Annotated in this window: 15 protein-coding genes; 14 read left to right on the top strand and 1 reads right to left on the bottom strand. The window is 61.4% G+C overall.

Annotated features, from left to right (window positions below; translation table 11 throughout):
• Positions 1-77: 77 nt before the first annotated feature.
• Both gnd and VGN12_13540 read left to right on the top strand, forming a co-directional pair.
• Positions 78-1,520 carry a decarboxylating NADP(+)-dependent phosphogluconate dehydrogenase gene (gene gnd / locus VGN12_13545; GenBank protein HEY4310471.1) on the top strand — a complete coding sequence of 481 codons (1,443 nt, stop codon included), beginning with the start codon at positions 78-80 and terminating at the stop codon, positions 1,518-1,520.
• A gap of 51 nt (positions 1,521-1,571) precedes the next feature.
• The gene (locus VGN12_13540; GenBank protein ID HEY4310470.1) at positions 1,572-2,357 is read left to right on the top strand and encodes an SDR family oxidoreductase; all 786 of its coding nucleotides are present in this window, start codon (positions 1,572-1,574) and stop codon (positions 2,355-2,357) included.
• 190 nt (positions 2,358-2,547) lie between these two features.
• Here VGN12_13540 and VGN12_13535 read toward each other — a convergent pair whose 3' ends face one another.
• Positions 2,548-2,883 carry an HU family DNA-binding protein gene (locus tag VGN12_13535; GenBank protein HEY4310469.1) on the bottom strand — a complete coding sequence of 112 codons (336 nt, stop codon included), beginning with the start codon at positions 2,881-2,883 and terminating at the stop codon, positions 2,548-2,550.
• Between the two features lie 756 nt (positions 2,884-3,639).
• Here VGN12_13535 and VGN12_13530 point away from each other — a divergent pair.
• The 12 genes from VGN12_13530 (at position 3,640) to VGN12_13475 (ending at position 25,629) form a co-directional block, all read left to right on the top strand.
• Positions 3,640-8,544 (top strand): PQQ-binding-like beta-propeller repeat protein, encoded by a 4,905-nt coding sequence (locus VGN12_13530; protein HEY4310468.1) that lies wholly within the window; start codon positions 3,640-3,642, stop codon positions 8,542-8,544.
• 1 nt (position 8,545) lies between these two features.
• A complete protein-coding gene (locus VGN12_13525; GenBank protein ID HEY4310467.1) occupies positions 8,546-9,583 on the top strand; it encodes a prenyltransferase/squalene oxidase repeat-containing protein in 1,038 nt (345 codons plus the stop codon).
• 37 nt (positions 9,584-9,620) lie between these two features.
• Positions 9,621-10,676, top strand: coding sequence for a MoxR family ATPase (locus VGN12_13520; GenBank protein HEY4310466.1), 1,056 nt, complete (start codon positions 9,621-9,623; stop codon positions 10,674-10,676).
• A complete protein-coding gene (locus tag VGN12_13515; GenBank protein HEY4310465.1) occupies positions 10,642-11,547 on the top strand; it encodes a DUF58 domain-containing protein in 906 nt (301 codons plus the stop codon). Before VGN12_13520 ends, VGN12_13515 begins: the two co-directional genes overlap by 35 nt.
• 46 nt (positions 11,548-11,593) lie before the next feature.
• The gene (locus VGN12_13510) at positions 11,594-13,795 is read left to right on the top strand and encodes a BatA domain-containing protein (protein HEY4310464.1); all 2,202 of its coding nucleotides are present in this window, start codon (positions 11,594-11,596) and stop codon (positions 13,793-13,795) included.
• Positions 13,795-16,224, top strand: a complete 2,430-nt coding sequence (locus VGN12_13505; protein ID HEY4310463.1) for a vWA domain-containing protein — start codon at positions 13,795-13,797, stop codon at positions 16,222-16,224. The genes VGN12_13510 and VGN12_13505 overlap by 1 nt, the downstream gene beginning before the upstream one ends.
• Before the next feature lie 66 nt (positions 16,225-16,290).
• Positions 16,291-18,516, top strand: a complete 2,226-nt coding sequence (locus VGN12_13500) for a hypothetical protein (GenBank protein HEY4310462.1) — start codon at positions 16,291-16,293, stop codon at positions 18,514-18,516.
• The gene (locus VGN12_13495; protein ID HEY4310461.1) at positions 18,513-20,405 is read left to right on the top strand and encodes a hypothetical protein; all 1,893 of its coding nucleotides are present in this window, start codon (positions 18,513-18,515) and stop codon (positions 20,403-20,405) included. The genes VGN12_13500 and VGN12_13495 overlap by 4 nt, the downstream gene beginning before the upstream one ends.
• The gene (locus VGN12_13490; GenBank protein ID HEY4310460.1) at positions 20,402-21,463 is read left to right on the top strand and encodes a hypothetical protein; all 1,062 of its coding nucleotides are present in this window, start codon (positions 20,402-20,404) and stop codon (positions 21,461-21,463) included. The genes VGN12_13495 and VGN12_13490 overlap by 4 nt, the downstream gene beginning before the upstream one ends.
• A gap of 85 nt (positions 21,464-21,548) precedes the next feature.
• Complete coding sequence (locus tag VGN12_13485) at positions 21,549-22,736, top strand: NPCBM/NEW2 domain-containing protein (protein ID HEY4310459.1); 1,188 nt, start codon at positions 21,549-21,551, stop codon at positions 22,734-22,736.
• Positions 22,733-24,577 carry a trypsin-like peptidase domain-containing protein gene (locus VGN12_13480; GenBank protein HEY4310458.1) on the top strand — a complete coding sequence of 615 codons (1,845 nt, stop codon included), beginning with the start codon at positions 22,733-22,735 and terminating at the stop codon, positions 24,575-24,577. The genes VGN12_13485 and VGN12_13480 overlap by 4 nt, the downstream gene beginning before the upstream one ends.
• Positions 24,577-25,629: a trypsin-like peptidase domain-containing protein gene (locus VGN12_13475; GenBank protein ID HEY4310457.1), complete on the top strand. Its 1,053-nt coding sequence runs from the start codon at positions 24,577-24,579 to the stop codon at positions 25,627-25,629. The genes VGN12_13480 and VGN12_13475 overlap by 1 nt, the downstream gene beginning before the upstream one ends.
• Positions 25,630-25,644 lie beyond the last annotated feature (15 nt).

Genomic DNA, 25,644 nt, shown 5'->3' with positions numbered 1-25,644 from the left:
CACTGGAATCGGACTATCTCTCGCCGGCAACAGTCCACTGACGACCGATTACTGACTACTGACGACTGGCTACCTCCATGAAAGAAACCTGTGACATCGGCCTGATGGGCCTGGCCGTGATGGGCGAAAACCTGGCTCTGAACATCGAGAGCCGCGGGTATAAGATCGCCGTCTTCAACCGCACGACCAAGGTCGTAGACGACTTCGTCGCCGGACGCGGCGCAGGCAAGCAAGTCGTCGGCTGCCACACCGTCGAAGAGCTGGTGGCCAGTTTGAAGCGTCCGCGCAAGGTCATGCTAATGATCAAGGCCGGCCCGGCACTGGACGAAGTGATCGAACACTTGATCCCCCTGCTCGAACCCGGCGACGTGATTATCGACGGCGGTAACACCCATTACGCCGACACCGAGCGACGTACGCGCTACGTCGAATCGAAGGGGCTGTTGTACATCGGCACCGGTGTTTCGGGCGGTGAAGAAGGCGCGCTGAAAGGGCCCAGCATGATGCCCGGCGGCAGCGCGGCAGCGTGGCCGCTGGTGAAGCCGATCTTCCAGGCGATCGCCGCCAAGGTGGGCCCGAACCACGACATCCCTTGCTGCGAATGGGTCGGGCCGCGCGGCGCCGGCCACTACGTGAAGATGGTTCACAATGGCATCGAATATGGCGACATGCAGTTGATCTGCGAAGCCTACGCGTTGCTGAAGAACGTGCTGAATCTGTCGAACGACGAACTTTACGACATATTCGACCAGTGGAACCGCGGTGACCTCGACAGTTACCTGATCGAGATTTCGCGCGACATCTTCAGCGTACAGGACGAACTGACCGGCGGGCGGCTGGTCGACGTGATTCTCGACACCGCCGGCGCCAAGGGAACCGGCAAGTGGATGAGCCAATTGGCTCTCGACCTGGGCGTGCCCAGCACGCTGGTGACCGAGGCCGTTTACGCACGCTGCCTTTCGGCGCTCAAGAAACAACGCGTCCGGGCCAGCAAAGTGCTGCCGGGCCCCAAGGCCGAGTACAAAGGGGACCGCAAGAAGTTCATCGAGCAAGTTCGACAGGCATTGTACGCCGCCAAGATTTGCAGCTACGCCCAAGGGTTTGTGCAAATGCAGGCCGCGGCCAAGGAACACGATTGGACGCTCGATTGCGGTAACATCGCCCTGCTGTGGCGCGGCGGATGCATCATTCGGGCGCGCTTCCTCGATCGCATCAAGGAAGCGTTCGACGCCGACAAGTCGCTCGAAAATTTGCTGCTGAATCCGTATTTCACCAACGTCGTTTCGCAGTCGCAGGAAGCCTGGCGGCATGTGGTGGCCACCGCGATCGAACTGGGCGTCGCGGTCCCTGCCCTGACAACTGCCGTCACCTACTACGACGGCTATCGCAGCGAACGCCTGCCGGCCAATCTACTGCAAGCACAGCGAGACTACTTCGGCGCGCACACCTACGCGCGCGTCGATCGGCCAGGCACCTTCCATTCCGATTGGCTAAGCCTGCGACGTCCGCCGAAGCCGTAGTCGACCGACCTTCGCATTCCTCTTTTTTACTAGCGACCTGACGGCAAAAAGATGGCCAACGAATATCTCGACCAGCTTTTTGGCCTCACCGGACAGGTCGCTGTCGTCACGGGCGGTACCGGCGTACTCGGAGGCGCGCTCTGCGAAGGGCTGGCCCGCGCCGGCGCCACGATCGTGGTCGCAGGGCGCAACGCGGAGCGCGGCGCAGAACGTGTTCGAGCGATTCAAACGGCCGGCGGCAGCGCTTCGTTCGCACCGGTCGAGGTCAGCGATCGCGAGTCGGTCGAATCCTTATTGAAAGCCGTGCTGACGCAATATGGTCGCGTCGACATGCTTATCAATGGCGCCGGCGTCAATTCAGCCAGCGCCTATCTCGACGTGCTGGACGCTGAGTGGGAACGCGTCTTGGCCAGTAACCTGACCGCGGTTCACCTGGGCTGCCAGATCTTTGGCCGCCAGATGATCGAATCCGAGGGCGGTGGTTCGATCTTGAATATCGCCAGCGTAACGGCCGATCGCCCGTTGTCGCGGGTGTTTGCCTATTCCGCGTCCAAGGCCGCGGTCGTCAATCTAACCCGCAATGTGGCTCGGGAATTCGCGCCACACGGCGTACGCGTCAATGCACTTTGCCCCGGCTTCTTTCCTGCCGAACAAAATCGCAAGATTCTCGACGCCGAACGCACGGCCAACATCATGAACCAAACGCCGATGGCCCGTTTCGGCAAGCCGGAAGAATTGGTCGGCGCGACTTTACTCCTGCTGTCGCGCGCCGCAGGCAGCTTCATCACCGGCGCGACCTACTACGTCGACGGCGGCTTCACGGCAATGCGGCTTTAAAACAAAAACGACCGCTCGACCGTTTGCCGCTCGCGGTCGTCGTTGTCGACGATGATTTGCGAGAGAGCCTACGGCCGAGCGGTCGCGTCGTATGCGCCGCCTGAGGGCCGCCGCTAAGCGGCCCTCAGGCGGCCCTTGGTGGATTCAATTCAGGTTGGTTTAAACCCAGGATCGATGAGACCCAGTTGGCTTAGACCATATCCTTTAGGTTCTTCAGGGCGCGGATGGCGACCTTGTTGTAGGCCGGACGAGCCTTGACGTCCATCGTCTCACCCGGCTTGAACGGATTCGGAACGTTCTTCTTGGCAGCGCGGGCGGGAACCTTCTTCTTCGTGATCTTGACCAGGCCCGGGACGCCGAAGACGCCGGGACCACGGTTGCTGAGCGCCTTGCGAACTTCGCCGGCGAGCGTTTCGAGAACGGCCGAGACGTCCTTTCGGCTGACGCCGGTGGCGGCCGAAATGTTGTTCAGGATCTCGCTCTTGCTCGGGGCTTTCTTGGCAGCGGTTGCGGTGGCTTTCGCCATGACTGAGTGAACCTCCTTGCGAATGGTTAGTGAGGACTTCGACCGCCGCAGCAGCGGTCGCGACTGATTAAAAATAGATCAAAACAAAAAAGCAACCCAAAAAACCCGGGAAATTTTCAAGAAAGTGCCAAATCGCCCGGGAAATACCGCATTTTTACATGCAAAACCGCTGCGAACGACACGTCGCGCGCTCTGCACACGCGATACAACGCGCATAATCGGCCCCGCGCGGCGCGCATCAGCGTGCGTCGCAGAACCAACTGTCGCGCGCTTTCACGCCCTCGCTCGGGCCATCATTCCATCGAATCCATGCCACCCTTCTTCGGGGCTCGTAGTCGGCGCCGCGGACGCGCGCTCGTCCTCCGTGATTCGATGCCCGGTCGGCCCAAGCCGGGCAATCGCAACGAGTGTCGCACCCCGCGCGACTGTGCCGGCAATCGGCTTGAACGGCCGTGCGGGGGTGCCGAAAACTTGAAGGTCCGCACCTCGTCATGTAAGATATTGCTAAGGCTCGTCTTACGGCGTGCCGCCACAGGCGCAAGCTCTCCTGCCGGGCTTCTGGACCCGGTGCCGACATCGGAATAAATCCCCGCGGATCGCAGAACTAAAGCGCCCTTGAAACTATCTAACCCTTACGGAGATCGGGAACGATAGCTGGCGGACCGTCATGCACGCGTTAGTTACGGACGACGACTTGTGCGGCGATTCAACTTTTCAGGCGATTCACTGCCTCGACCGGTAGGAAAGGGAAGGCGCATGGATCACGGTGGATTCGCGGGCTCGCGACCCTCGCGCGGGACCGTTCTGGCACTTGCCCTGGTAGCTCTGCTCACCACCGGTCGCTGGGTGGCGGCGGACGAACCGCAACCGACCCCGGCCAAGGAAGCGCCCCCAGCGGAGAAGAAAGACGCCGACCCCAAGCCCGCCGCGCCCCCGGCGGAAAAGGCTCCCCAAGAGGCGCCAAAAATCCGGCCGCTCCCCGGTCCGTTGCAGATTCGCGGTGGGGCGAATGTCCTGATGCGGGCCCGCGCTGGTCAAGTGGGAACCGGCGCAGGGCTCGAGGACGATCCGATCTTTTTTCCGGCCGATCGCGCCACATTGCAGCGATTGTCCAAAGCGCAGGATCTACTCGAAGAGCACCGCTACGGCGAAGCGGTCCACCTGCTGGGAGACATACTCGAAGGCCCCGAGGATTACTTTTTCCAACCAAAGCGCGACGAGCCGATTCATCGCAGCCTGAAGGCCGAAGCTCAGCGCTTGCTGGGTGATCTATCGGGCGACGGGCGCGAAGCCTACGAATTGCTTTACGGGGCCGCCGCGCGGCAAAGCCTCGACGCGGCCATTGCGAAGGGGGACGCCTCGGCGCTCACCGACGTGTCGCGACGTTTTTTCCACACGACGGCCGGCTACGAAGCCACTTATCTGTTGGCCGCCTATCAGTTCGACCATGGCCAGCCTCTGGCCGCGGCCCTGTCGCTAAAGCGTTTGCAAAGCACGCCCGCCGCCGGTCAGTTCGAGCCCGCCTTGACCCTCAAGCTCGCTACCTGTTGGCTGCAGGCTGGTATGAGCGACAAGGCGCGCGAGGCGCTTTCGCAGCTCCTGCAACAGAATCGAGTAACTCGGGTCATCGTCGGGGGCAAGGAAGTTCCGTTATTTCATCGCGATGATGAAGCGCTCACCTGGCTGGCCAAGTTCGCGCACGTCGCGGCAGCAGCCGCGGTCGACGGCGGCGATCAATGGGCCATGTACCGCGGGAGCGCCAGTCGGAACACGATCAGCAACGGTAGCAGCCCCCTGCTCAGTCGACGCTGGGCGATTCCCACATCCGATACTTTCGGCCCACCGGTCGAGGATCTGGTCAAACAGCTCCGCGATACCTCGCAGGATCAGGGCAACATCATGCTCTGCAGCCTGCACCCGCTGGCGGTAAAGGACCTGGTTTTGATGCGCACCGTCGGGGGGCTTCTGGCCGTTAATTTCACCACCGGAAAACGCGTCTGGCCCGGACCCGTCGACGACTCGATTCGCCACTTACTCGATCCAGGAGCACCGTCGCATTCGATCAACCAGCCGGCGCGCATCGGCAACGCACGCCAGGTTCCCAACCCGGCGCTCGCCAATGGACCGCGCTGGCTCAGTCATCGGCTCTACGAGGACACGACATACGGCACGATGAGCAGCGATGGGCTGCGCGTCTTCTGCGTCGAGGATCTCGATTCCGGGCTCGGCCTTCCCGAACAGTGGCAGGTCGTAAATCCAAACGGCCGGCGCATGCCGCAATTGGTCGGTCCGCGTTCGTTCAATCGCCTCGCGGCGTACGACATCGCCACCGAGGGCAAATTGAAATGGGATGCCGGTGGCCCGCAGGGCGAGCCCCAGTCCGAGTTGGCCGGCGCGTTTTTCCTCGGTGCCCCCCTACCCTTGGCAGACAAGGTTTACGCCCTTTCGGAAATGAAGGGCGAGATTCGCCTGGTCGCCCTCGACGCAGCGACGGGTAAGTTCGAATGGTCGCAGCAATTGGCCGTCCTCGAAACCATCCAAGGCACGGAGCAAGTGCGCCGTTCCTCAGGCCTGTCCCCTTCTTATTCCGATGGCGTCCTGGTCTGCCCAACCGCGGCCGGGGCCATCGTCGCGCTCGATCTGACAACGCGCTCGCTGTTGTGGGGTTACCAATACGCCCGTAATGACGGGAACACGCCGGACGCCACACGACTGGGCATGATTCGCAATCCGGCGCTGGCGGTAAATAACGGCGGAGTCGGAAATCGGTGGAACGATGCCAGCGTAACGATCGCTGGCGGCCATGTGCTGCTCACGCCGCCCGAGTCGAATCAATTGCATTGCTTGAACTTGCTGGACGGAAAACTCTTGTGGCAAAAGCCTCGCGATGACGGCTTGTACATCGGTTGCGTCGACGATGATAAGGTGTTGGTCATCGGGCGAAATTCGATCCGCGCCCTCGGCCTGAAAGACGGGCTCCCTTGCTGGAGCGAGGCCTCGTTACCGTTGCCGGTGGGCAGCGTTCCGAGCGGTCGCGGGTTCTTTAACGGTCGCCGCTACCATCTTCCCTTGTCGACGGCCGAGGTTGCCGCCATCGACATCGACAGCGGACAGATCGTGGCGCGCTCGAAATCGCGCACCGGTACCGCACCAGGTAATCTGATCTGTCACCGGGGGGCAGTGATCTCGCAAAGCATCGACGTCATCGAGCGCTTCGATCAGCGCGATGATCTGTGGAAGCAAATCAGCGCCGCGATTGACGCAAACCCGAATGACGCCGCGGCACTGGCTCGGCGCGGCGAGTTGCTGCTCGATGAAGGCAATTTCCGCGACGCCACCGACAGCTTGCGAAAGTCCTTCGAAGTAGCACCCGATCCTCGCACGCGCGACTTGCTGGTCGACGCGCTGTTGGAAGGAATGCGCATCGACTTCCCCGCCTACAAAGACCAGTTAGCGGACATCGAAAAACTGATCGAACAGCCGGCACAGCGCGGCGCCTTCCTCCGCCTCGTGGCTGTTGGCTGGCAAAGCGCCGGCAATGTGCCCGCCGCATTCGAAGCGTATATGCGCATCGCCATCGCCGACGGGGGCGCGAGCGAACTCGAGCGGGTCGACCATGTGTTGTCGGTGCGTCGCGATCGTTGGGTTCAGGCTCGCCTGCGCGAGTTGCTCGATGCTGGCTCGCCAGCCGATCGTGCCGCCATGGAAAGCACGATCCGCACACGATTGGACTCGGCCCTGCAGGCCGCCGGCCCGATCCCGCTGCGCACGTTCCTGGCCTACTACGGCACGCTGCCCATGATTGGGGACACCGCGCGTGAACAACTATTCTCGCGACTGGTCGATGAGGGGGCCTACGCCGAAGCGGAGCAAATCCTGCGGCGCCTTGAATCTACTGACAACGCGTCGGTAGTCGCCAAGGCTACGGCCCAATATGCGGCACTTCTCGACCAGGCCAAGCGGTACGATGACGCCGCGATTTATTATCAGCGGCTCGTCGATCGTTACGCCGACGTTCCCTGCCTCGATGGTAAAACAGGACGGCAGCTCGCCGATATCCTGCCCGAAGACTCCGACGTGCGCAAACTGATGACGACCGTCGAACCATGGCCCATCGGCACGGTCGAGCGCGAAGAGAGCAAGACTTCGTCCAGTACCATGACGCGCCATTTCGCCCTGGACCTGACCGGCCCCTTGTCGCCTTTCTACGAGCACGCGTCGCTGTGCGTCGATCAGCAGCAACAATCCTTGGTCGGCTTCGACGGCCTGGGTCGCGAACGGTGGCGCGTGCCGTTGCGCGACTCGAACGCCCCCAATAATAACAACACGTTTTTCGGTAACGGCCAAATGAGCCCGGCTCGCGTCAGCGGGCATGTGGTGCTCGTTTCCATGGCCTATCAGGTCATGGCCATCGACACGCTGGGAGGGCCTGGCAATGACGGCGCCCGCATCCTGTGGCGGCACGACCTCATCGAGCGCGCGTCGGCTGTTCCCTTCCAACCGCAGCCGCACATCGTTCAAGTTCCGTGGGCCGTACCGCGGCCGATCGTCGCCGACCAATTGGGCCGGCCGCTCGGCAGCATTGGCCCCGTCACGCCGGACATGGCCTGCTACCAGCGCATGCGCTCCGTGATCGCGGTCCGCCCACTGACCGGTGAATCGCTCTGGACGCGCAGCGACACCGAGCCAGGCAGTGATATCTTCGGCGACGAAGAAATGCTATTCATCGTTCCACCCAATAGCGAAGACGCTCTAGTGGTCCGGGCGCTCGACGGCTTTGAGCTAGGCAGGCGAAAAGTTCCCGCGTCACCCCAACGCATGTTGTCTCTTGGCCGCCGCGTCGTCAGTTGGAACCTGGAGCGCGGACACGTAAAGCTGGCGGTTACGGATCCATGGGCCGAAAAAACGATTTGGCAACGACAATTCCCCGCCTCGGCTAAGGCCTGGGTCGTGCATGACGAAGCCGTGGGCGTCATGACGCCCGACGGCCAGTTCGCGCTACTCGCATTGAACGATGGCCATGCGTTGGTCGAGGAAAAGCTCGCCCCCGAACCCAACCTAAGCGAGATCTACGTCCTCCGTGGTTCCGGGCAGTACATCCTGGCGACGAATCGTCCGGTCCAGATGCGCAACAGCATTAACCGCCAAGCGGTCGTCGGGGGAATCGGCTGCCCGCTCCTCACCGGGCACGTTTATATCTTCGATCGGTCGAGCGGCAAAAAAATTGGCTCGATGCAAGTCGACCGCCAAGGACTATCGCTGTACCAACCGGCGGCGCTGCCGGTGTTGACGTTCGCCACCCACATCTACGACCAGCGCAAGAATCGATCGCACAATGTCGAAGCCGAAATCATTTGCGTCGATAAGCGCACCGGCAAGATCGTTCACGACGAGAAGCTGTCGCAGCCGGTCCAACAGGGGCTCGATATCTCGGGCGATCCCGAGCGCCATCAAGTCATCCTGAAGGCGCAAGGTACGCAAGGGGTATCGCTACGGCTGACATTCACCGGCAAGGAGGCGCCGGCCGAGGGTACCTCGCAGGCAGGCTCGAAGAAGGAGACCGAGACCGCGAAGGCGGGCAAGGCCGTTATGAAGGGATTGCAGAATTGGTTTCAAATCATGGCCCCGCAACCCGCCGCTCTGATGCGCGAGGAGCCGTGAGATGAAACCACTGAAATTCTGTTTCGTACTGCTGACTTGCCTGGCCATCGTCGTGGTCGACATGGCGCCTTACGCTGCGCTCGCCACGCCGATTCACGATCCGAAGGTACGCGCCGCCATCCACCGTGGTCTGGATTGGATCGCTGCCTCGCAGTCGCGGCTAGGGCACTGGTCCGCCAACGATGGTCGCTATTCATCCGCGATGACGGCCCTGGCCGGCATGGCCCTGCTGGCCGAGGGTTCGACGACCACGCAAGGGAAGTACGCGCCGAACATTCGTCGCGCTGTCGATTACCTCGTCAGCCGCTCGCGTCCCAATGGCCTGATCGGCGAAGCGCGAGATGATCGCTATACATACGGCCACGGCTATTCGATGCTCTTCCTGTCGCAGGTCTTAGGAGAAGAAGAAGACCTCGAACGGCGAGAAACCTTGATCGAGGTTCTCAACAAGGCCGTACAGTTCACCGGCGAGGCCCAGACTCAGGCCGGCGGCTGGGGCTACGTCAGTGCCAAGGACGGCCACGATTTCGACGAGGGATCAACCACCATTACCCAGGTGCAAGCCCTGCGAGGTTGCCGGAACGCGGGCATTCCGGTCCCCAAGGAAATCATCGACAAAGCCATCAAATATATCCGCCAATGCACCCTACCCGACGGAGGCGTGCAGTACAGTTCCAAGGGCGGTGGCGGCCGGCCGGCGATCACGGCCGCGGCGATCGCCTGTTTGTTCAATGCCGGTGACTACGACAGCGAATTCGTGCCGAAGCTGTTGGATTATGCCAATCGCAATTTGTCGAACATCGGAAACGAAGGGTTCGGCCACTGGCACTACGCCCATTATTACTACGCGCAGGTGAAGTATCGCGAAGGGGGCAACACGTGGAACGAATACCGTGACAAGATTTACCATCGCATCGTCGCCGAGGCCAGCCCCAACGGTTCCTGGAGCCAGGGCTACATCGGCACGATTTACACCACCGCAATCAACCTGACCATCTTGCAGTTGGAAGACGCGATGTTGCCCATCTATCAACGCTGAGCAACACCGTTCGATCCGCCATTTACAGGAAGCGTGCATGACACCAGAGAAGACAGCCATGAACGAGGCCTCGGCCATTCGACAGCTCGGCTTGGCGCGCGAGAAGATTCTCGCGCAGCTTTCCGAGGTCATCGTCGGTCAACACGAAGTCATCGAGGAGCTTCTGATCTGTCTGTTCAGCCGCGGACACTGCCTGCTCGAAGGCGTGCCCGGACTGGCCAAGACGTTGATGATCAGCACGCTCAGTCGCACACTGAATCTTTCATTCAGTCGCATCCAGTTCACGCCGGACTTGATGCCGGCCGATATCACCGGCACCGAGATCCTCGAAGAGAACCGCTCGACCGGCGCGCGAGAGTTTCGTTTCTTGCAGGGACCGCTCTTCGGCAACGTGATTCTGGCCGACGAAATTAACCGCACGCCGCCCAAGACGCAGGCCGCGCTGCTCGAGGCCATGCAAGAGCGACAGATCACGGCGGGGCGCGTGCGCCATCGTCTGCCTGATCCGTTCTTCGTCCTCGCCACGCAAAACCCGATTGAACAAGAGGGAACCTATCCCCTGCCCGAAGCGCAGCAAGATCGATTCATGTTCAAGGTCTACGTGAAGTACCCGTCGTTCGATGAAGAGTTCGAGATCGCCCGCCGCACGACGACCACCGTGACCGACCATGTCGTACCCGTACTTACGGCCGAAGAAATCATGGGACTGCAACGGTTGGTGCGTGAAGTCCCTGTCTCGGATCACGTGGTGCGGTACGCGTTGTCCTTGGTGCGACAGACGCGCGTCCGCGAGCCGGGGTCCCCCGATTTCGTGCAGGATCAATTGAACTGGGGCGCCGGACCGCGAGCCGTGCAATTTCTCGTGCTGGGTGCCAAGGCTCGCGCCCTGCTGCATGGCCGCACGCACGTCACGACCGAAGACATCGGGGCCCTGGCCAAGCCGGTGTTGCGGCACCGGTTGATTGTCAATTTTGCCGCGGAAAGCGAAGGAGTTACGACCGACCACGTGATCCAGCAACTGCTCGAGGCGACACCCACGAAAGAAGACGAACTGACCAATGACGTCCGATTCCAAAAGATTTTTGCATCCTGAGACCGTGGCGCGGATCTCGCACCTGGAAGTGCGCGCCCGCCACATCGTCGAAGGTTTTCTCTCCGGAATTCACCGCAGCCCGTACTTCGGTCAATCGATCGAGTTCGTGCAGCACCGTGAATACACGCGCGGTGACGATCCGCGCCATATCGATTGGAAAGTCTGGGCCAAGCAAGACCGCTACTACGTCAAGCAATACGAAGAGGAAACCAACCTCCGCTGCACGATGCTCGTAGACGTCTCGGGCAGCATGCGATACGGCCGCGGGCCCCTGAACAAGTACAGCTATGGCTGCACGGTCGCGGCCAGCCTGGCTTACCTGCTCTTGCGGCAGCAAGACTCGGTTGGCTGCGTATCCTTCGACGGGGCGACGCGCATCAGCGTGCCGCCGCGTAGTAAGCGGAACCACTTGCAGTCGATCATTCAGGCGCTCGACGTGAGCAAGCCACAGGAAAAGACTGACCTGTACCGCATCCTCCGCCATGTGGCCGAACAGGATCCGCGCCGCGGCATGATCGTGTTGATCTCGGACCTGTTGGTCGAACGAGCCGGGCTGTTCAAAGGTCTGAAAATGTTGAAACAACGCGGCCACGACATTCTCGTGTTTCACGTTTTGGATGATGACGAGCTCGACTTCGAGTTCAACGGTGCGACACGCTTCGAGGGGTTGGAGACCGTCGACCGCTTGAGTTGCAACCCGCGAGCCTTGCGCGAGGGCTACTTGCAGGCCTTGAACGCCTACCTCGACGAGGTACGGCGCGGATGTGCTAAACACGTCGTCGATTACGCCCTGATCCGTACCAGCCAACCGCTGGACGTCGCTTTGGCCACTTACCTCAGTAATCGCCTGGGTATGCACCATCGCAACTAACGATCACGATGATCTCGAGTTTTTTCCCGCAAGCGACTGAAGAGTTATGACTTCGTTCGTCAATCCAGGATTACTGTGGGGACTGCTGATCCTGGCTGTGCCGATTTTGATCCACTTGATCAATCTCATGCGGCACCGCCGGGTTCAATGGGCCGCCATGGAATTCCTGCTGGTCAGCCGCCGCAAGAACAGCACCTGGATTCGCCTGAAGGAGCTATTGCTGCTGGCGCTGCGCGTGGCGATTATTGCGGCGATCGTCCTGCTACTGGCCCAACCGCTTTTGCAAAATCAATGGGGACGGCTGTTCGGCGCCGTTAAAACCCATCAAATCGTTCTGCTGGACGATAGCTTTTCGATGTCGGATCGCTGGGCCAACACCAGCGCGTTCGACGAAGCCAAGCATGTCGTCGGACGCATTGCCGAGCAGGCCGCGCGACAATCGACGCCGCAGACCTTTACGCTACTGCGTTACAGCCAGGCGACTCGCGGTAGCGGCAATCGCTTCGACCTGCTGCAGGAGCGCGTCGACACGCGTTTTGCCCAGGAACTCATGTCGCGCGTGCAGCGTCTGCAATCGTCGCAAGAGGCCGCCGGCATCGGTACGGCACTCGTGGCGGTCGAACAGTTGCTTCCCGAGCTGACGGGTGAAGACGTCGTGGTTCACGTCGTTTCGGACTTTCGCGCGCGGGACTGGCAAGATCCAGCCGAAGTCGCCGATAGCCTGGCACGCGTCAGCCAGATTGCGGCCAAAACTTATCTCGTCAACTGCGTCGATACCTCCCGGCCGAATTTGTCGATCGTTTCGATTCGCCCCCTCGACGGCACTCAAGCGGCCGGAGTGCCGGTGCCGATGGATGTCAGCGTCCATAATTTCGGCAGCACGCCGGTCGACAACGTGGCCGTGATGCTGTCAGAGGACGGTCGCGAACGGCCGGCAATCACGATCGACCAGGTCGGAGCCGGGCAAAGCGAAACGCGTCGCTTCGAGGTCTTCTTCCCCACGGCTGGCGTTCACCAAGTGACCGCGCGCCTGGCCAGCGACACCGTCGCGGCCGACAACGTCCGTTATTGCCTGGTCGATTTACCGCTCGCCGTGCCGGTGCTGATCATCGATGGCGATCCAACTAACCGTAACGCGAAATTCTTAAGCACCGTCTTCGCCCCCGGTGGCGCCGCGCATACCGGGCTGCAGCCGCAGATCGAACGCCCTGATTTTCTCAACAAGCATGCTCTGGAAAAATTCCGGGCCATTTACCTGGCCGACGTCGATCGCTTGGATGCGCCGGGCGTCACCGCGCTCGAGAAATACGTGCAAGCCGGCGGCGGCGCCATGTTCTTCGTGGGCGAACACACGCAGGCGAAATTTTATAACGATCAGCTCTATCGCGACGGCGCAGGGCTCTTTCCCGTTCCGCTGGTGCGTGACACGCAATTGCTCGTCGATCGCTTACAGAAAGCCGCCGACATCGAACCGGTCGACCAAGGAATCCTGGGCATCTTCGCCGGCGAACGAAACAGCTATTTGGCGGGCGTGACGGTCGAACGATATTTTCTCGTTCCCAAAGGCTGGTCTCCCGCGCCCGATTCAGGCACCGAGATCGTGGCTCGCCTTCGCAACAACGACCCTGTGGCCATCGAGCACAAGTTTGGCAAAGGGCGCGTCGTTGCCATGCTGACCACGGCAGCCCCCTTGTGGAACAACTGGGGGCGCAATCCCAGCTTTGTCGTGGCATTATTGGAGTTGCAATCTTACCTGGCGCAGTCGAACGCCACCCAAGAGTCGCGTCTGGTCGGCGTTCCGATCACGATCGATTTCGACGCGGCGCTCTACCAGCCACGCGTGCGATTCACTCCGCCAGAAGGTCTCGACGCGACGCCCCTGACGGTCGACGCCACGAACTCGCCGCGTGGCTTGTCGGCGTCGCTTGCCGATGCGCTGACTAGCGGCGTCTACCAGGCAGAACTATCGACGGTCGACGAGAAGCCCGAAGTGCGTCTGTTCGCCGTGAACGTGCAGGCCGACGAAGGGGATCTGGCGGTCATCAGTCGTGATGCACTTGCCTCGCGTTTGCCCGAGGTTCGTTATGAGTACCGTTCCGCCGGGGATGTCCAGGTCTCTGCGCAGCAACTAGCCGGATCGAATCTCAGCGACTGGATTCTCTACCTGCTGATCGGCATCCTGATCGGCGAACAATTGCTTGCCTACTCGGCCAGCTACCATCCCAAAGCCGGTCGGGAGGTTCGCTGATGCCGACTTTTCTTCTGGCTGTCGGAGGGGTGCGAACCGCCTTCGAATGGGGTCGCGCCGAAGGGGCCGCGGATTGGCTGCTGCCACTGGCGGTATTCGCTGCGCTCGTCACGTTCACGATATATATGTATCGACGTGACAGCGTCGAGTTGCATCGCGCTGTCGCCGTGTTGCTGCTAGGCCTACGCCTCGCGGCACTGATAGGTCTGGGGCTGGTCTACATGCAGCCCCAATGGCGCAACGAACGCGAGATGGTGACCAACTCGCGCGCATTGGTCATGGTCGACAGCAGCCTCAGCATGGGTCTGCACGACGCCGACTCATCGCCGGTCCCGGCCGAGCCCAGTCGCGCTCAGCAAGTTCAGGCGGCGCTCGCTGATTCCCGTTTTCTGAAAGACCTGCGGCGCACGCACGATGTTGTGCTGTTGCGGTTCGATCAGGAGGTGGCCCGCCTGGCAACACTCGAAAAGCTGCCACCGGAACCCTCGACGGACGAATCAAAACAACCCGCCCCCATCGATATCAAGTGGGACGAAGTGCTCGCGCCGCAAGGAGCCGAAACGCGCCTTGGGCAGGCCCTGGGGCAGGTTCTCGCCGAAGAGCATAACGAGCCGGTCTCAGGCTTGATTCTCTTTACCGATGGCCAACAGAATGCCGGCATCGAGCCAGCCAGTGTGCTGTCAAACGCCCGCGAGGCGGGTATTCCCATTTTCGCTATCGGCATTGGATCGGATCGTCAAAACGCCAACGTCCGGGTCAGCGACTTCGTAGCCCCGGCGCGTGCCTATCCGGGCGACAAGTACACCGCCACCGGTTATCTGCAGGCACAAGGTATGGCTGGGCAGACCGTAACCGTCGAACTTCTGGCGAGCGACATGCCCAGCGGCGGCGGTGAGGCACGGGCGAACGCGGGGACCGTCGTCGCGTCACAGCAAGTCACGCTCGGCGGCGACGGCGAGGTCGTGCCGGTCCCATTTGAGATGGTTCCTGATGCGGTCGGGCGAAAGACTCTCGCACTACGAGTGGTCGCGCCGCGCCAGGATTCGTACGCCGGAGACAACCAGCAAGAGGTCGATATCGAGATCGTCGACCGTAAAACGAAGGTGTTGCTCTTCGCCGGCGGTCCGACGCGCGAGTATCAGTTCCTGCGCAACCAGTTGCGGCGTGACAAGGACATGATCGTCAACGTCTTGCTGCAAACCGGCGAGGAAGGCATCTCGCAGGACGCCAACGAGATCCTCGACGAATTCCCCTCCACCCGCGAAGAGCTATTCGAATACGATTGCATCGTGGCCTTCGACCCCGATTGGCGCGTCTTGTCTTCGGCGCAAATCGACGCTGTCGATCGATGGATCGGTGAGCAAGCGGGCGGGTTAATCGTTATCGCAGGGCCGATTCACAGCGACGCCCTGGCGCAAGACGCGGCGCTCGCCAAGATTCGCGCCCTGTATCCCGTCGAATTCAACCGTCGCCTGTCGATTTTGGACGACGGTCGCTACGGTTCGAAAGAGCCGTGGCCCCTGGAATTCACACGCGACGGTAAAGACGCCGAATTCCTATGGATCGAAGACTCCGCAGCCGCCACGGCCAGTGCCTGGTCCGAGTTCAAAGGTGTTTATGGCTACTACGGAGTGAAGGGCGCCAAACCTGCCGCCACGGTTTACGCCCGCTTTTCGGATCCTCGCGCCCGCGAGGGAGATCAGCAGCCCGTTTACCTGGCCGGACAGTTCTTCGGCGCCGGTCGGGTCTTTTACCTGGGCAGTGGCGAAATGTGGCGCCTCCGCGCCGACGACGAAGCGTATTTCGAGCGTCTGTACACGAAGCTCATTCGCTTCGTCGCACAGGGACGACTGCTACGCGGATCGAATCACGGTGTGCTGCTCGTGGAGCGCGACCGCTACTTGCTCGGTAATACCGTGGCCATTCGAGCCCAACTCAATGGCGCGCAGCTCGAACCGCTAGTGGCTCCGCAGGTCAACCTGCAGATCTACCTGCCTGATACGACCCAGCAAAATGTCACGCTGCTGGCCGATCCCAGCCGGCCGGGCAGCTTTGCCGGTCAGTTCACCGTCCGCAAAGAGGGCGTCTACCGACTGGAATTGCCCGTCCCCGAAGCAGCTCAGGAGCGCCTCACGCGGCGGATTCAAGTCAAAGTTCCGGATCTGGAGCGCGAGAAGCCGCAGCGTAACGATGCCCTGTTGAACGAGGTCGCCACGAAGACTGGCGGCGCCTATTTTGTCGGACTCGAAGCGGCGCTTGGCAACGGTCAGGACGAAGGGCCGCTGGTCAAGCAATTGCGCGATCAAAGCCGGTTGACGATCGTTTTGGATACGCCGGCCCGGCTGTGGGACAATTGGTGGACGCTGTCGATCGTCTGTGGATTGTTTTGCACCGAGTGGCTGGTGCGGCGACTAGTGAAGTTGGCGTAGCGAGAATCCGAGCGATACCCAAAATAGATTCATGCCCGCTCGCTGTTAGGCATTAACGACATATTCATGGCAACCGTCCTTGACCCGCCGCGTCTGGAACCGCACGTCACGGTGCTGCTGTCGCGGCTGCGCGGACGGATTCGGCGCTATGTTGCGCTCGAGGGCATCGCGGCCAGCATCGCGACCTTGTGCGGCGCCTTCTGGCTGTGCCTGGCCGCGGATTGGTTCTTCGAGCCGTCGCCCGGCTTCCGTCGCTCGCTGTTGGCAATCGGTGCCATCGCCACGGCACTGGTCTTTTATCAGATGGTCGTACGACGATTGGCGGTCCCCCTTTCGGACGCGCGACTGGCGCTGTTGCTCGAGCGCCGCTTCCGGGCCTTTGACGACAGCCTGCTGACCGCGGTCGATATGACGCAGTCGGATCGTGAACTCGGAGATCTCACGCGCGAGATGTTGGCCAGCACATTGGACGAGGCCGCGCTGCATTCTCGGCAGGTGAGTCTCGACCAGGTGTTCCGGCGTGAGCCGCTCAACCGCGCTCTTGGCGCAGCCGGTTTGCTGAGTATTCCCTTAGCGATCGGCCTGCTCGTCGTACCAGCGACACTCTTGTTCGGCGTCGAGCGTCTTGCCGGTCTGACCAACGATCCTTGGCCGCGCAATACCCGGCTCGTAGTTCCCGGTTTTAAGAACGGCACAAAAATCGTAGCCCGAGGGGACGACGTCGACGTTGTCGTACAGGCCGATCTTCACATGCCGCGGGTGCCCGACGTTGTGCAAATACGTTACGTGACGGGCGAAGCCGTCCGCGGCCGCGAAACGATGACCCGCATCGGCAACGCGGATCCCGATCGTGATTCGTACCAGGACTTCCGTCATACGTTTTCCAATGTGTTGTCTTCGTTGACGTTCGATGTCTATGGCGGCGACGCGCACCTGCGGAACCTGCAAATCCAGGTCGTCGACAGTCCGACGGTGAACGAGACAACGCTCTTTTGCGAGTATCCGGCTTACATGAAGCGCAGCCCGCGCGAGCTGCGTGTCACGGGCTCAATGCAAGTTCCCTTGGGTACGAAAATCGCGGTCCGCGGCCGCGCCAACAAGGACTTGGTCAATGCCCGGCTGGACTACTCGCAAGATGGCACGAACGTGGTGAGCAAGACGGTGAGCCTGCCCATGACCGGCGGCGACTTGCGCACTTTCGCATTCCCGCTTCCCGAACTGACGGGTGACACCACGTTGTCGTTCACCTTGCTTGATACGGATGGCATCCAGAATCGCACGCCGTTCGTCGTGGCGCTATCGGCCGTCGCCGACGAGCCGCCGCAATTGTCGCTACAACTGCGCGGTATCGGCACCGCTGTCACACCGCAAGCCCGGCTCCCCTTGGTGGGCCAGATCAACGATGATTACGGAGTCGATGCCGCGGGATTTCACGTCACGGTCGATGAGCAACCCCCCGCGCGTGCTCCGTTCGTCGCGGCCCCCGCGGGTCGTAACGAACTTACCGTTGACGAAGCGTACGAGGTTCGCGACCTGAACTTGAAGCCGGGTCAGAAGATCCTCTTCGGGGCCGAGGCGTCCGACGCCTATCACCTGGTCGACGGCGACCAGCCTCACACCGCCACCGGCGAGCGCTTCCAGCTCGACGTCGTTGCCCCCGAGACGTTACGCACGATGCTCGAATCGCGCGAGTTGAATCTCCGGCAGCGGTTCGAAGCCACGATCGCGGAAGTGACCGAAACCCGCGATTCCCTGGCTGGCAGTGACGCCGAGGCAAAGGAGAAGCCTGCGGAAACGGACACTCCTGCTCAGCAGGAGTCGCCCGCCGAAACGGCCCCCAGTTCCGACCTGTCCCTCGAACGGGCTCGACAAAACGCCGAGAAAAACGGCCAAGAGACCCTGGGCATCGCCACGGCCTTCGACGACATTCGCGAAGAACTTGTCAACAATCGGGTCGATACCGAAGAATTGCGGGTACGTTTAAGGGATAGGATCGCCGAGCCGCTGCGGGTTGTGGGGAACGAAATGTTCCCCGAGTGCGACCGCCGGCTGCAAGCTCTGCTGGCCGCCCCGGCCGGCGAGCGCCCCGCCGCCCGGCGGACGGCCCTCGAACAGGTCGACGCGGTCCTGGTAGCGATGGAACAGATTCGGGATCAGATGCTGGAGTTGGAAAGCTTCAACGAGGCGATCGACATGCTGCGTTCGATCATCGACTCGGAAAAGTCGCTGCAAGAACAGATTCGCGAGCGGCAGAAGAGCAAGGTGCGCGACCTGCTGGAGGACTCCGAATGAACGCGACATTCCGCCGTGCCGTGGCCGCGCTTACATTCTGCTTTGTGGCTTCCGTCGGCGCTATCGTATTTGCCGATGAGCCGACAGAGAAAACGCCGCCGGCGTCCACCAGTGGCTCAGCCACGGACCTGGCCAACGAGCAGCAGCAGTTGGCCGACAAGTATAAGCGGTTCGAAGAAGTCATGATGCGGATGGCCGAACTAACGGCCCCTTCGGACCCTAAGCGTGCGGCGCTGTTACGAAAGGCCGTCGCCGAGAGCAAACACCAGCTCATCGGCGCGCAGCTCGACAAGTTGGCCGAGATACTCGGCCAGGACCGGCTTTCCGTAGCCCTCAGCAATCAGAACGACGTCAACAAGGATCTGGCGGAACTGCTCGAATTGTTGCTGAGCGAAGAGCGCGACAAAAGCTTGAAGGATGAACGAGCCCGATATAAGGAGCAGATTCGTCGAGTCGCCGAGCTCATCAATAAAGAACGGCAGTTGCAAGGGCAGACCTCGGGCGGGGGCGAAATGCAGGGGCTTGCCGAGGGCCAGCAAAAGGTCGCCGATGACGCCGGCAAGCTCGCCGAGGATATGAAGCCCAAGGACGACAAAGCCTCGCAGCGCGACGACAAGTCCGGGAAGAAGGATTCGAAAAAAGACGCTGCCGAGGGCGAGGAGTCTGCTGAGGACAAGGATTCATCGCCGAACGATTCCACGCCCGGCGATGGCGGCACCCGCCCCGGCAAGTCGGGCAAGCCGCCCGGCGACAAGCCGTCCGAACAAGACAAGGCTCAGGAATCGGGCGAGGATTCTGCCAAAGACTCTAAGGACGACGCCGGCAAGGAGAAAACAGCCGACCAGGCGGGCGACAAGGATAAGGATAAGTCCGACGCCGAGAAGAACGCCGACGAAAACCAGGAAGGCGCGAAGCCCTCAGAGTCCGGCAAGCCTTCCGACGGTAAGCCGCAGGAACAAGGCAAAAAGAAAAAGCAAAGCGGCCAACAGGGTCAAAAGGGCCAACAGGGAGAATCCCAGGATCAAGAGAGCGAGCAAGACGAGTCCGCCGAACAGCCGAAGGACGCTTCTGAATCGGCCCGCAAACGTGTCCAAGCCGCCCAGGAAAAGATGGAGGCGGCCCGCCAAAAGCTGGAGAAAGCGCACCGCGAGGGCGCGGTCGAAGACCAAGAGGCCGCGATTCGCGAGCTTGAACAAGCCAAGGCGGAATTGGAAGAAATCTTGCGTCAGTTGCGTGAAGAAGAGCTGGAACGAATGTTGGCCATGCTCGAGGCCCGCTTTCGTAAAATGCTGCAAGCCCAGGTCGAGGTTTACGAAGGGACCAAACGTGTGGATCAAACCCCGGCCGCCGAGCGCGACCGGGACGACGAAATCGAGGCTGGCCGGCTAAGTCGCAAGGAGTCGCAAATCGTACTCGAAGCCGAAAGCGCCCTGGCAATCTTGCACGAAGAGGGGTCCGCCGTGGCTTTCCCCGAAGCCGTCGAGCAGATGCGCGAGGACATGGAACAGATCGTCGTCCGTCTCGGCCACGCTGATGTGGGAGAGCTCACACAAAGTATCGAAGAGGACGTCATCACGGCGCTCGAGGAAATGATCGAATCGCTGCAAAAAGCGCAGCAAGACATGGAAAAGCAAAAGCAGCAACAGCAACAGGCCCAAGAAGGCGAACAGCAAGAGCCGCCGCTAATCGATTCCCTCGCTGAACTGCGCATGATCCGCTCGCTGCAGATGCGCATCAACATGCGTACCAAGCGGCTGTCGCGGTTAGTCGAAGGAGACCTCGGCCAGGCCGATAAGCCCGACATTCTGGAGCAATTGCAGCGGTTAGCCGAGCGCGAGGAAAGTGTCTTCCGCGTCACCCGCGACATCGTTACGGGGAAAAACCGATGAACGCGCTGCGTTTCTTCGTCATCGCCGCGATCACATTACCGTTGCAGGCAACACCTGCCCGCGCCGCCGACGCCCAGCCCGACGCGCTCGCGAATATTCCCGTGCTCAAGGCGACCACGGCGGAAGACGCGAGGCAGTTGGCCCTGGCCTGGCTGGCCGAGCGCCATGCCGACGCGGCAATCCTCGAGGCGGCCGCACAACTCTGGCAGGACGCTTCGCCCACGGCGCCGGCGACCGCCGCCCTCGATCGGCTCGCCGCAACGTTTGCGATCGCCGATCCTCGCGCCGCTGCGCTCGTTAAGCTCTGCTCCACGGCTAGCGACAAGAAATCACTGCTGCCACAGATGTGGCTCACGGCCCCGGACACAGTCCCCTTCGAGCAAAATAACCTGCGATTGTATTACGGTCGTTGGCTGTCGCAGCAGCGGCTTTACGACGAATCGCTCGAGCAACTCGCCGGCCTGGAACCTACGGACGTGGTCGATCCCGCGGCTTTGCTTTTTTATCAAAGCGTCGCGCATCATCGGCTGCTTAACAAAACCGATGGGCTCCGGACGATCGACCGTTTGCTCAGTCAGGTGGTTGACGGGCCAGCGCGCTACACCACGGTTGCTGGACTGATGCGAGAAGATCTCAAAGCCCTCGAAGATGACTCGCTCGATCACATCGCCCGCCGGATGGACGACATTCGCCGCCGGCTGGATCTCGGCCGCGCCGGCGAGAAAGTCCGTAAGGAAGAAGACGACGTGATCGCGTCGCTCGACAAGTTGATCGAGGACATGGAAAAGCAACAACAGCAGCAACAGCAACAACAAAGCTCTGGCGGCGGCGCCGCGCCCCCTTCGCAGCCGATGCCAGATAGTCGTATCGCGGGCGCCAAGGGCCCCGGCAACGTCGACAAAAAGAACATCGGCCGTACGGCTGGCTGGGGAGACTTGCCGGCCAAAGAGCGGGAAGAGGCGTTACAACAAATCGGCAAGGATTTTCCGTCGCATTACCGCGACGTCATCGAGCAATACTTCAAGAAGTTGGCCACCGAGGAAGAGGGAGGCCGGTAACCTAAACCGGCCGCTTGCATCGCCATTCGCCGCGACAATTGCCGAAAGCAAGGCGTCCGCGGAAATCGGCTTCGGAGTGTGATTGATGAGCGTATTACTACTGGTTGCGCTGCTGACCGCCACGCCAGATGCCCAGGTGCAAACGGTCGCTGGCGATTCGATTCACGGCCAGGTGACCGCGTTGACCGATGACACCCTGACCGTGGCCACGACCGACGGCGATCGAACGATTCCCGTCAAGGAACTGGTCGGTATCACGGTCGCGGCCGCGACTCCCGCCAGCGCACAAGGCACAACGGCCTGGATCAAGCTGGTCGACGGATCGCGAATCTCGGCCACGGCTTATACCGTCACTGGGCGCGCGGCGAACGTCATCCTGACAGGGGGCGGCGAACTCGAGATTCCCACGCGTCAGATCGATTCCGTGGAATTCCGCGAGCATGCCGGCCCGGCGGCCGCGCAATGGGAAGAAATCACGACCAAGGACCGCAGCGAAGATCTGATCGTGGTGCGCAAGGATGACGCGCTCGATTTTCTCAGCGGCGTGCTGCACGATATCTCGGCCGATATTGTGCAATTCGAGCTCGATGGAGAGATGCGCCGCGTCAAGCGACCAAGAGTCGATGGTCTGCTCTACCGCGATCAAAACCGGCCTCGCCCCACTCCAGCTCGTGGCCTCCTGACCGACACGGCCGGCATGCAGTGGCAGGCTGCGTCGTTGACCTTGGACGGCGATGTCATCCGCCTGCGCACCCCGGCCGGGCTCGAGGTCACGCGCCCCGCGGCCAACCTCGCCCGAATCGACTTCTCGCAAGGCAATCTGCAATATCTCGGTGACCTCAAGCCCGAGTCGATCAACTGGACTCCCTACTTCGGCGACGCCAACGTCTCGCCGGCCTCGCGCGTTTTCTATCAGCCGCGCATCGACCGATCGTTAGACGGCGGGCCGCTCCAGCTCGACGGAAAAGAATATGCCAAAGGGATCGCCGCCCACAGCCGTACCGAGTTGACGTACCGGTTGCCCGACAAGTACCGCAGCTTTCACGCGATCGTGGGCATCGACGATCGCGTCCGGCCCGGCGGCAATGTGCATTTGCAAATCCTCGGCGACGATCGCCTGCTGTTCGAGGGAACGCTTACCGGAAAAGACGCGCCACGCCCGGTGGATCTCGACATTTCCGGCGTAAACCGACTGAAACTGGTCGTCGATTTCGGCGATGACCTGGATGTCGGCGATGCCCTGGACCTGTGTGAAGCTAGGATATTGAAATGAGATATGCCTGCGCGGCGATGCTGATTCTGGCGATATTTGCGACCGCGGCGCGCGCGGAGGTGGACGAGTCGGTACTGCGCGCCGAGGCCGATCGTATGGCGGTCATCGATCGCGCGCAGCAGGCCGCCGTGGCCATCTTCGCGGCCGACGGTCAGGGGGGCGGGTCGGGCGTCGTCATCTCGCCCGACGGTTATGCGCTGTCGAACTTTCACGTCACCAAAGGCTCGGGTGATGCCATGAAGTGTGGCATGGCCGACGGCCGTTTATACGACGCCGTGATCGTCGGTATCGACCCGGTTGGTGACGTGGCCTTGGTCAAGCTGTTGGGACGCGACGATTTCCCTCATGCCGAAATGGGCGATAGCGACCAGGTGCAGGTCGGTGACCCGGCCTTCGCCGTGGGCAATCCTTTCTTGCTCGCCACAGATTTTACGCCGTCGGTTAGCTACGGGATCATCTCGGGTGTGCATCGCTATCAGTATCCGGCGGGCACGCTGCTGGAATACACCGACTGCCTGCAGACGGATGCGTCGATCAATCCCGGCAACTCGGGCGGCCCCCTCTTCGACGGTCAGGGCCGGCTGATCGGCATCAACGGCCGCGGCAGCTTCGAAAAGCGCGGACGCGTTAATGTCGGTGTCGGTTACGCCATTTCGATCAATCAAATCAAGAACTTCCTCGGCCATCTGAAGGCCGGTCGCATCGTCGATCATGCCACGCTCGGCGCACGCATTGCCACGCGTCCTGACGGTACCGTGGCCGTGACCGATATTCTCGACGATTCCGACGCGTTCCGCCGCGGGTTGCGTTACGGCGATGAGATTGTTCGTTTCGCCGGCCGGTCGATTCGCACGGTCAACACCTTCAAGAATGTGCTCGGCATTTTCCCCAAGGACTGGCGCATCCCGCTGACCTATCGTCACGAGGGGAAGACCTACGACATTGCCGTGCGCCTCGAAGGTCTTCACAGCCCCGAAGAACTCGTGGCCAAGGTGCAAGGACGCCCTCCCGCGCCCGAAATGCCGGATAAACCGAAACAGGAGCGCCCCAAGCAGCCGAAGGAAGTCCCCGAAAAGGACCAGCCTGACGATCAACCAAAGCGCGGCCCCATGCACCCCGGACAGGCGCCCCCGATGCCCGACAACGTCAAGGCGTTGTTCGAGGCGCGTCGCGGCTTTGCCAACTACTACTTCAACAAGATCGAGCGTGCCCGGACTTGGAATCGTTGCGTGGCGCGTGGCGATTTTCATGAATCGTCGGGCGAGTGGACGCTGCGTGGTGAGTTGGCCGCGGGGGGCGAGGCGCAATTCCGCCTCTCAAATTCGATTGCCGCGATTACAATGCCTGGCGGTCATCTCGAAGCACATATCGGCGACAACCTGGCCAGCGTGACCGATCCGCCCGGAAGCGGCGGCATGTTGGCCGCGCTAAGTCTGTGGCGCCGGCTGCTGGTCGTCGGCCCCGACCGTTTCGGTAATCTCGAATACCTGGGCACGGTGCCGCTGGTCACCAGCCAGGACATCGTCGATCGCCGCGCTATCATGTTGCTTGGTCACGATCGGGCCTTGGCAGGCGCGCATGCCTCGGAATTGTGTGACGCCATGTCCGGCACGTACGGCGGAGTCGAGTGCCGCTTCATTTTCGACTCGAAAACCGGCAATCTCGCCGCGCTGGAAATGTTCCGCAGTCCCGACGACGATCCATGCGAGCTTTATTTCTCGGACTATGCCGAGATCGAAGGGCGTGTCTTTCCGCGACAAATTGAATGCCGCTACGGCGACGCCTCGTACCTGACCGTGAAACTGTCCGCCATCAAGCTCGACAAGGGAGGAAGCGAATAATGCCCGACCGCTTTACTCCAGCTTCATCTCGGCGAGTCGTCAGGTCGCTTCTGACGGCTTCGCTTCTACTTCTCTTTGTTTCGCTGGCTGGCGCCGCGCAGGCAGTAGGCCTGCGTGACACGGTCGCGCAGGCCGAGCCCAAGATTGCCAAGATCTACGGCGCCGGCGGTTTCCAAGGGCTCGAGGCGTATCAAAGCGGCCTGCTCATTTCGGCCGAAGGGCATATCCTTACCGTTTGGAGCTACGTCCTCGACACCGACGAGATCAGTGTCACTTTGTTCGACGGCCGGCGCTTCAAGGCGCAATTATTGGGTGCCGATCCGCGGCTCGAACTGGCCGTGCTGAAGATCGACGCCACTGGGCTATCGTACTTCGAACTCGCGGCGGCCGTTTCGGCCGAACCTGGCACGCGCGTCCTGGCGTTCAGCAATCTGTTTGGCATTGCAACCGGGGACGAGCAAGCCAGCGTCCTACACGGCATCGTGGCCAGTAAAACACGGCTCGAAGCTCGCCGCGGCGTTTTCGAGACGCCCTACAAGGGACCAGTCTACGTCGTCGACGCGATGACGAATAATCCCGGAGCAGCCGGCGGCGCGCTTACGGACTTCGACGGCCGCCTCTTGGGCATGCTCGGTAAGGAACTGCGCAATACGCTTTCCAATACCTGGCTCAACTATGCTATCCCGGTCGATCAAATGACCACGACCATCGACCAGATTCGCGCCGGGAACTTCGTCCGCAAGCCAACGGACGAGCCTTCGCAGAAGCCGGAAAAGGCTCTCACGCTCGAACTGCTCGGACTGGTGCTGGTGCCGGACGTTCTGGAGCGCACGCCCCCGTTTGTGGACGCCGTCCGGCCGGGGTCGCCCGCCGCGAATGCGGACTTGCGCCCGGATGACCTTCTGCTCTTCGTCAACGATCGCCTGGTTCAATCGTGCAAGGCCCTCGCGAACGAGTTATCGTTCGTCGATCGGATCGACACGCTGAAGGTCACCGTGATCCGCGGGCAGGACTTGATCGAAGTGAAACTCTCCGCACCCGTCGAGCCATAAAGGGCATCCGCATAA

The organism is Pirellulales bacterium, from assembly GCA_036499395.1.
GTDB lineage: Bacteria > Planctomycetota > Planctomycetia > Pirellulales > JACPPG01 > JACPPG01.
The sequence above is the reverse complement of the archived record's forward strand: the minus strand, read 5'-3'. Positions and strand labels throughout refer to the sequence as shown.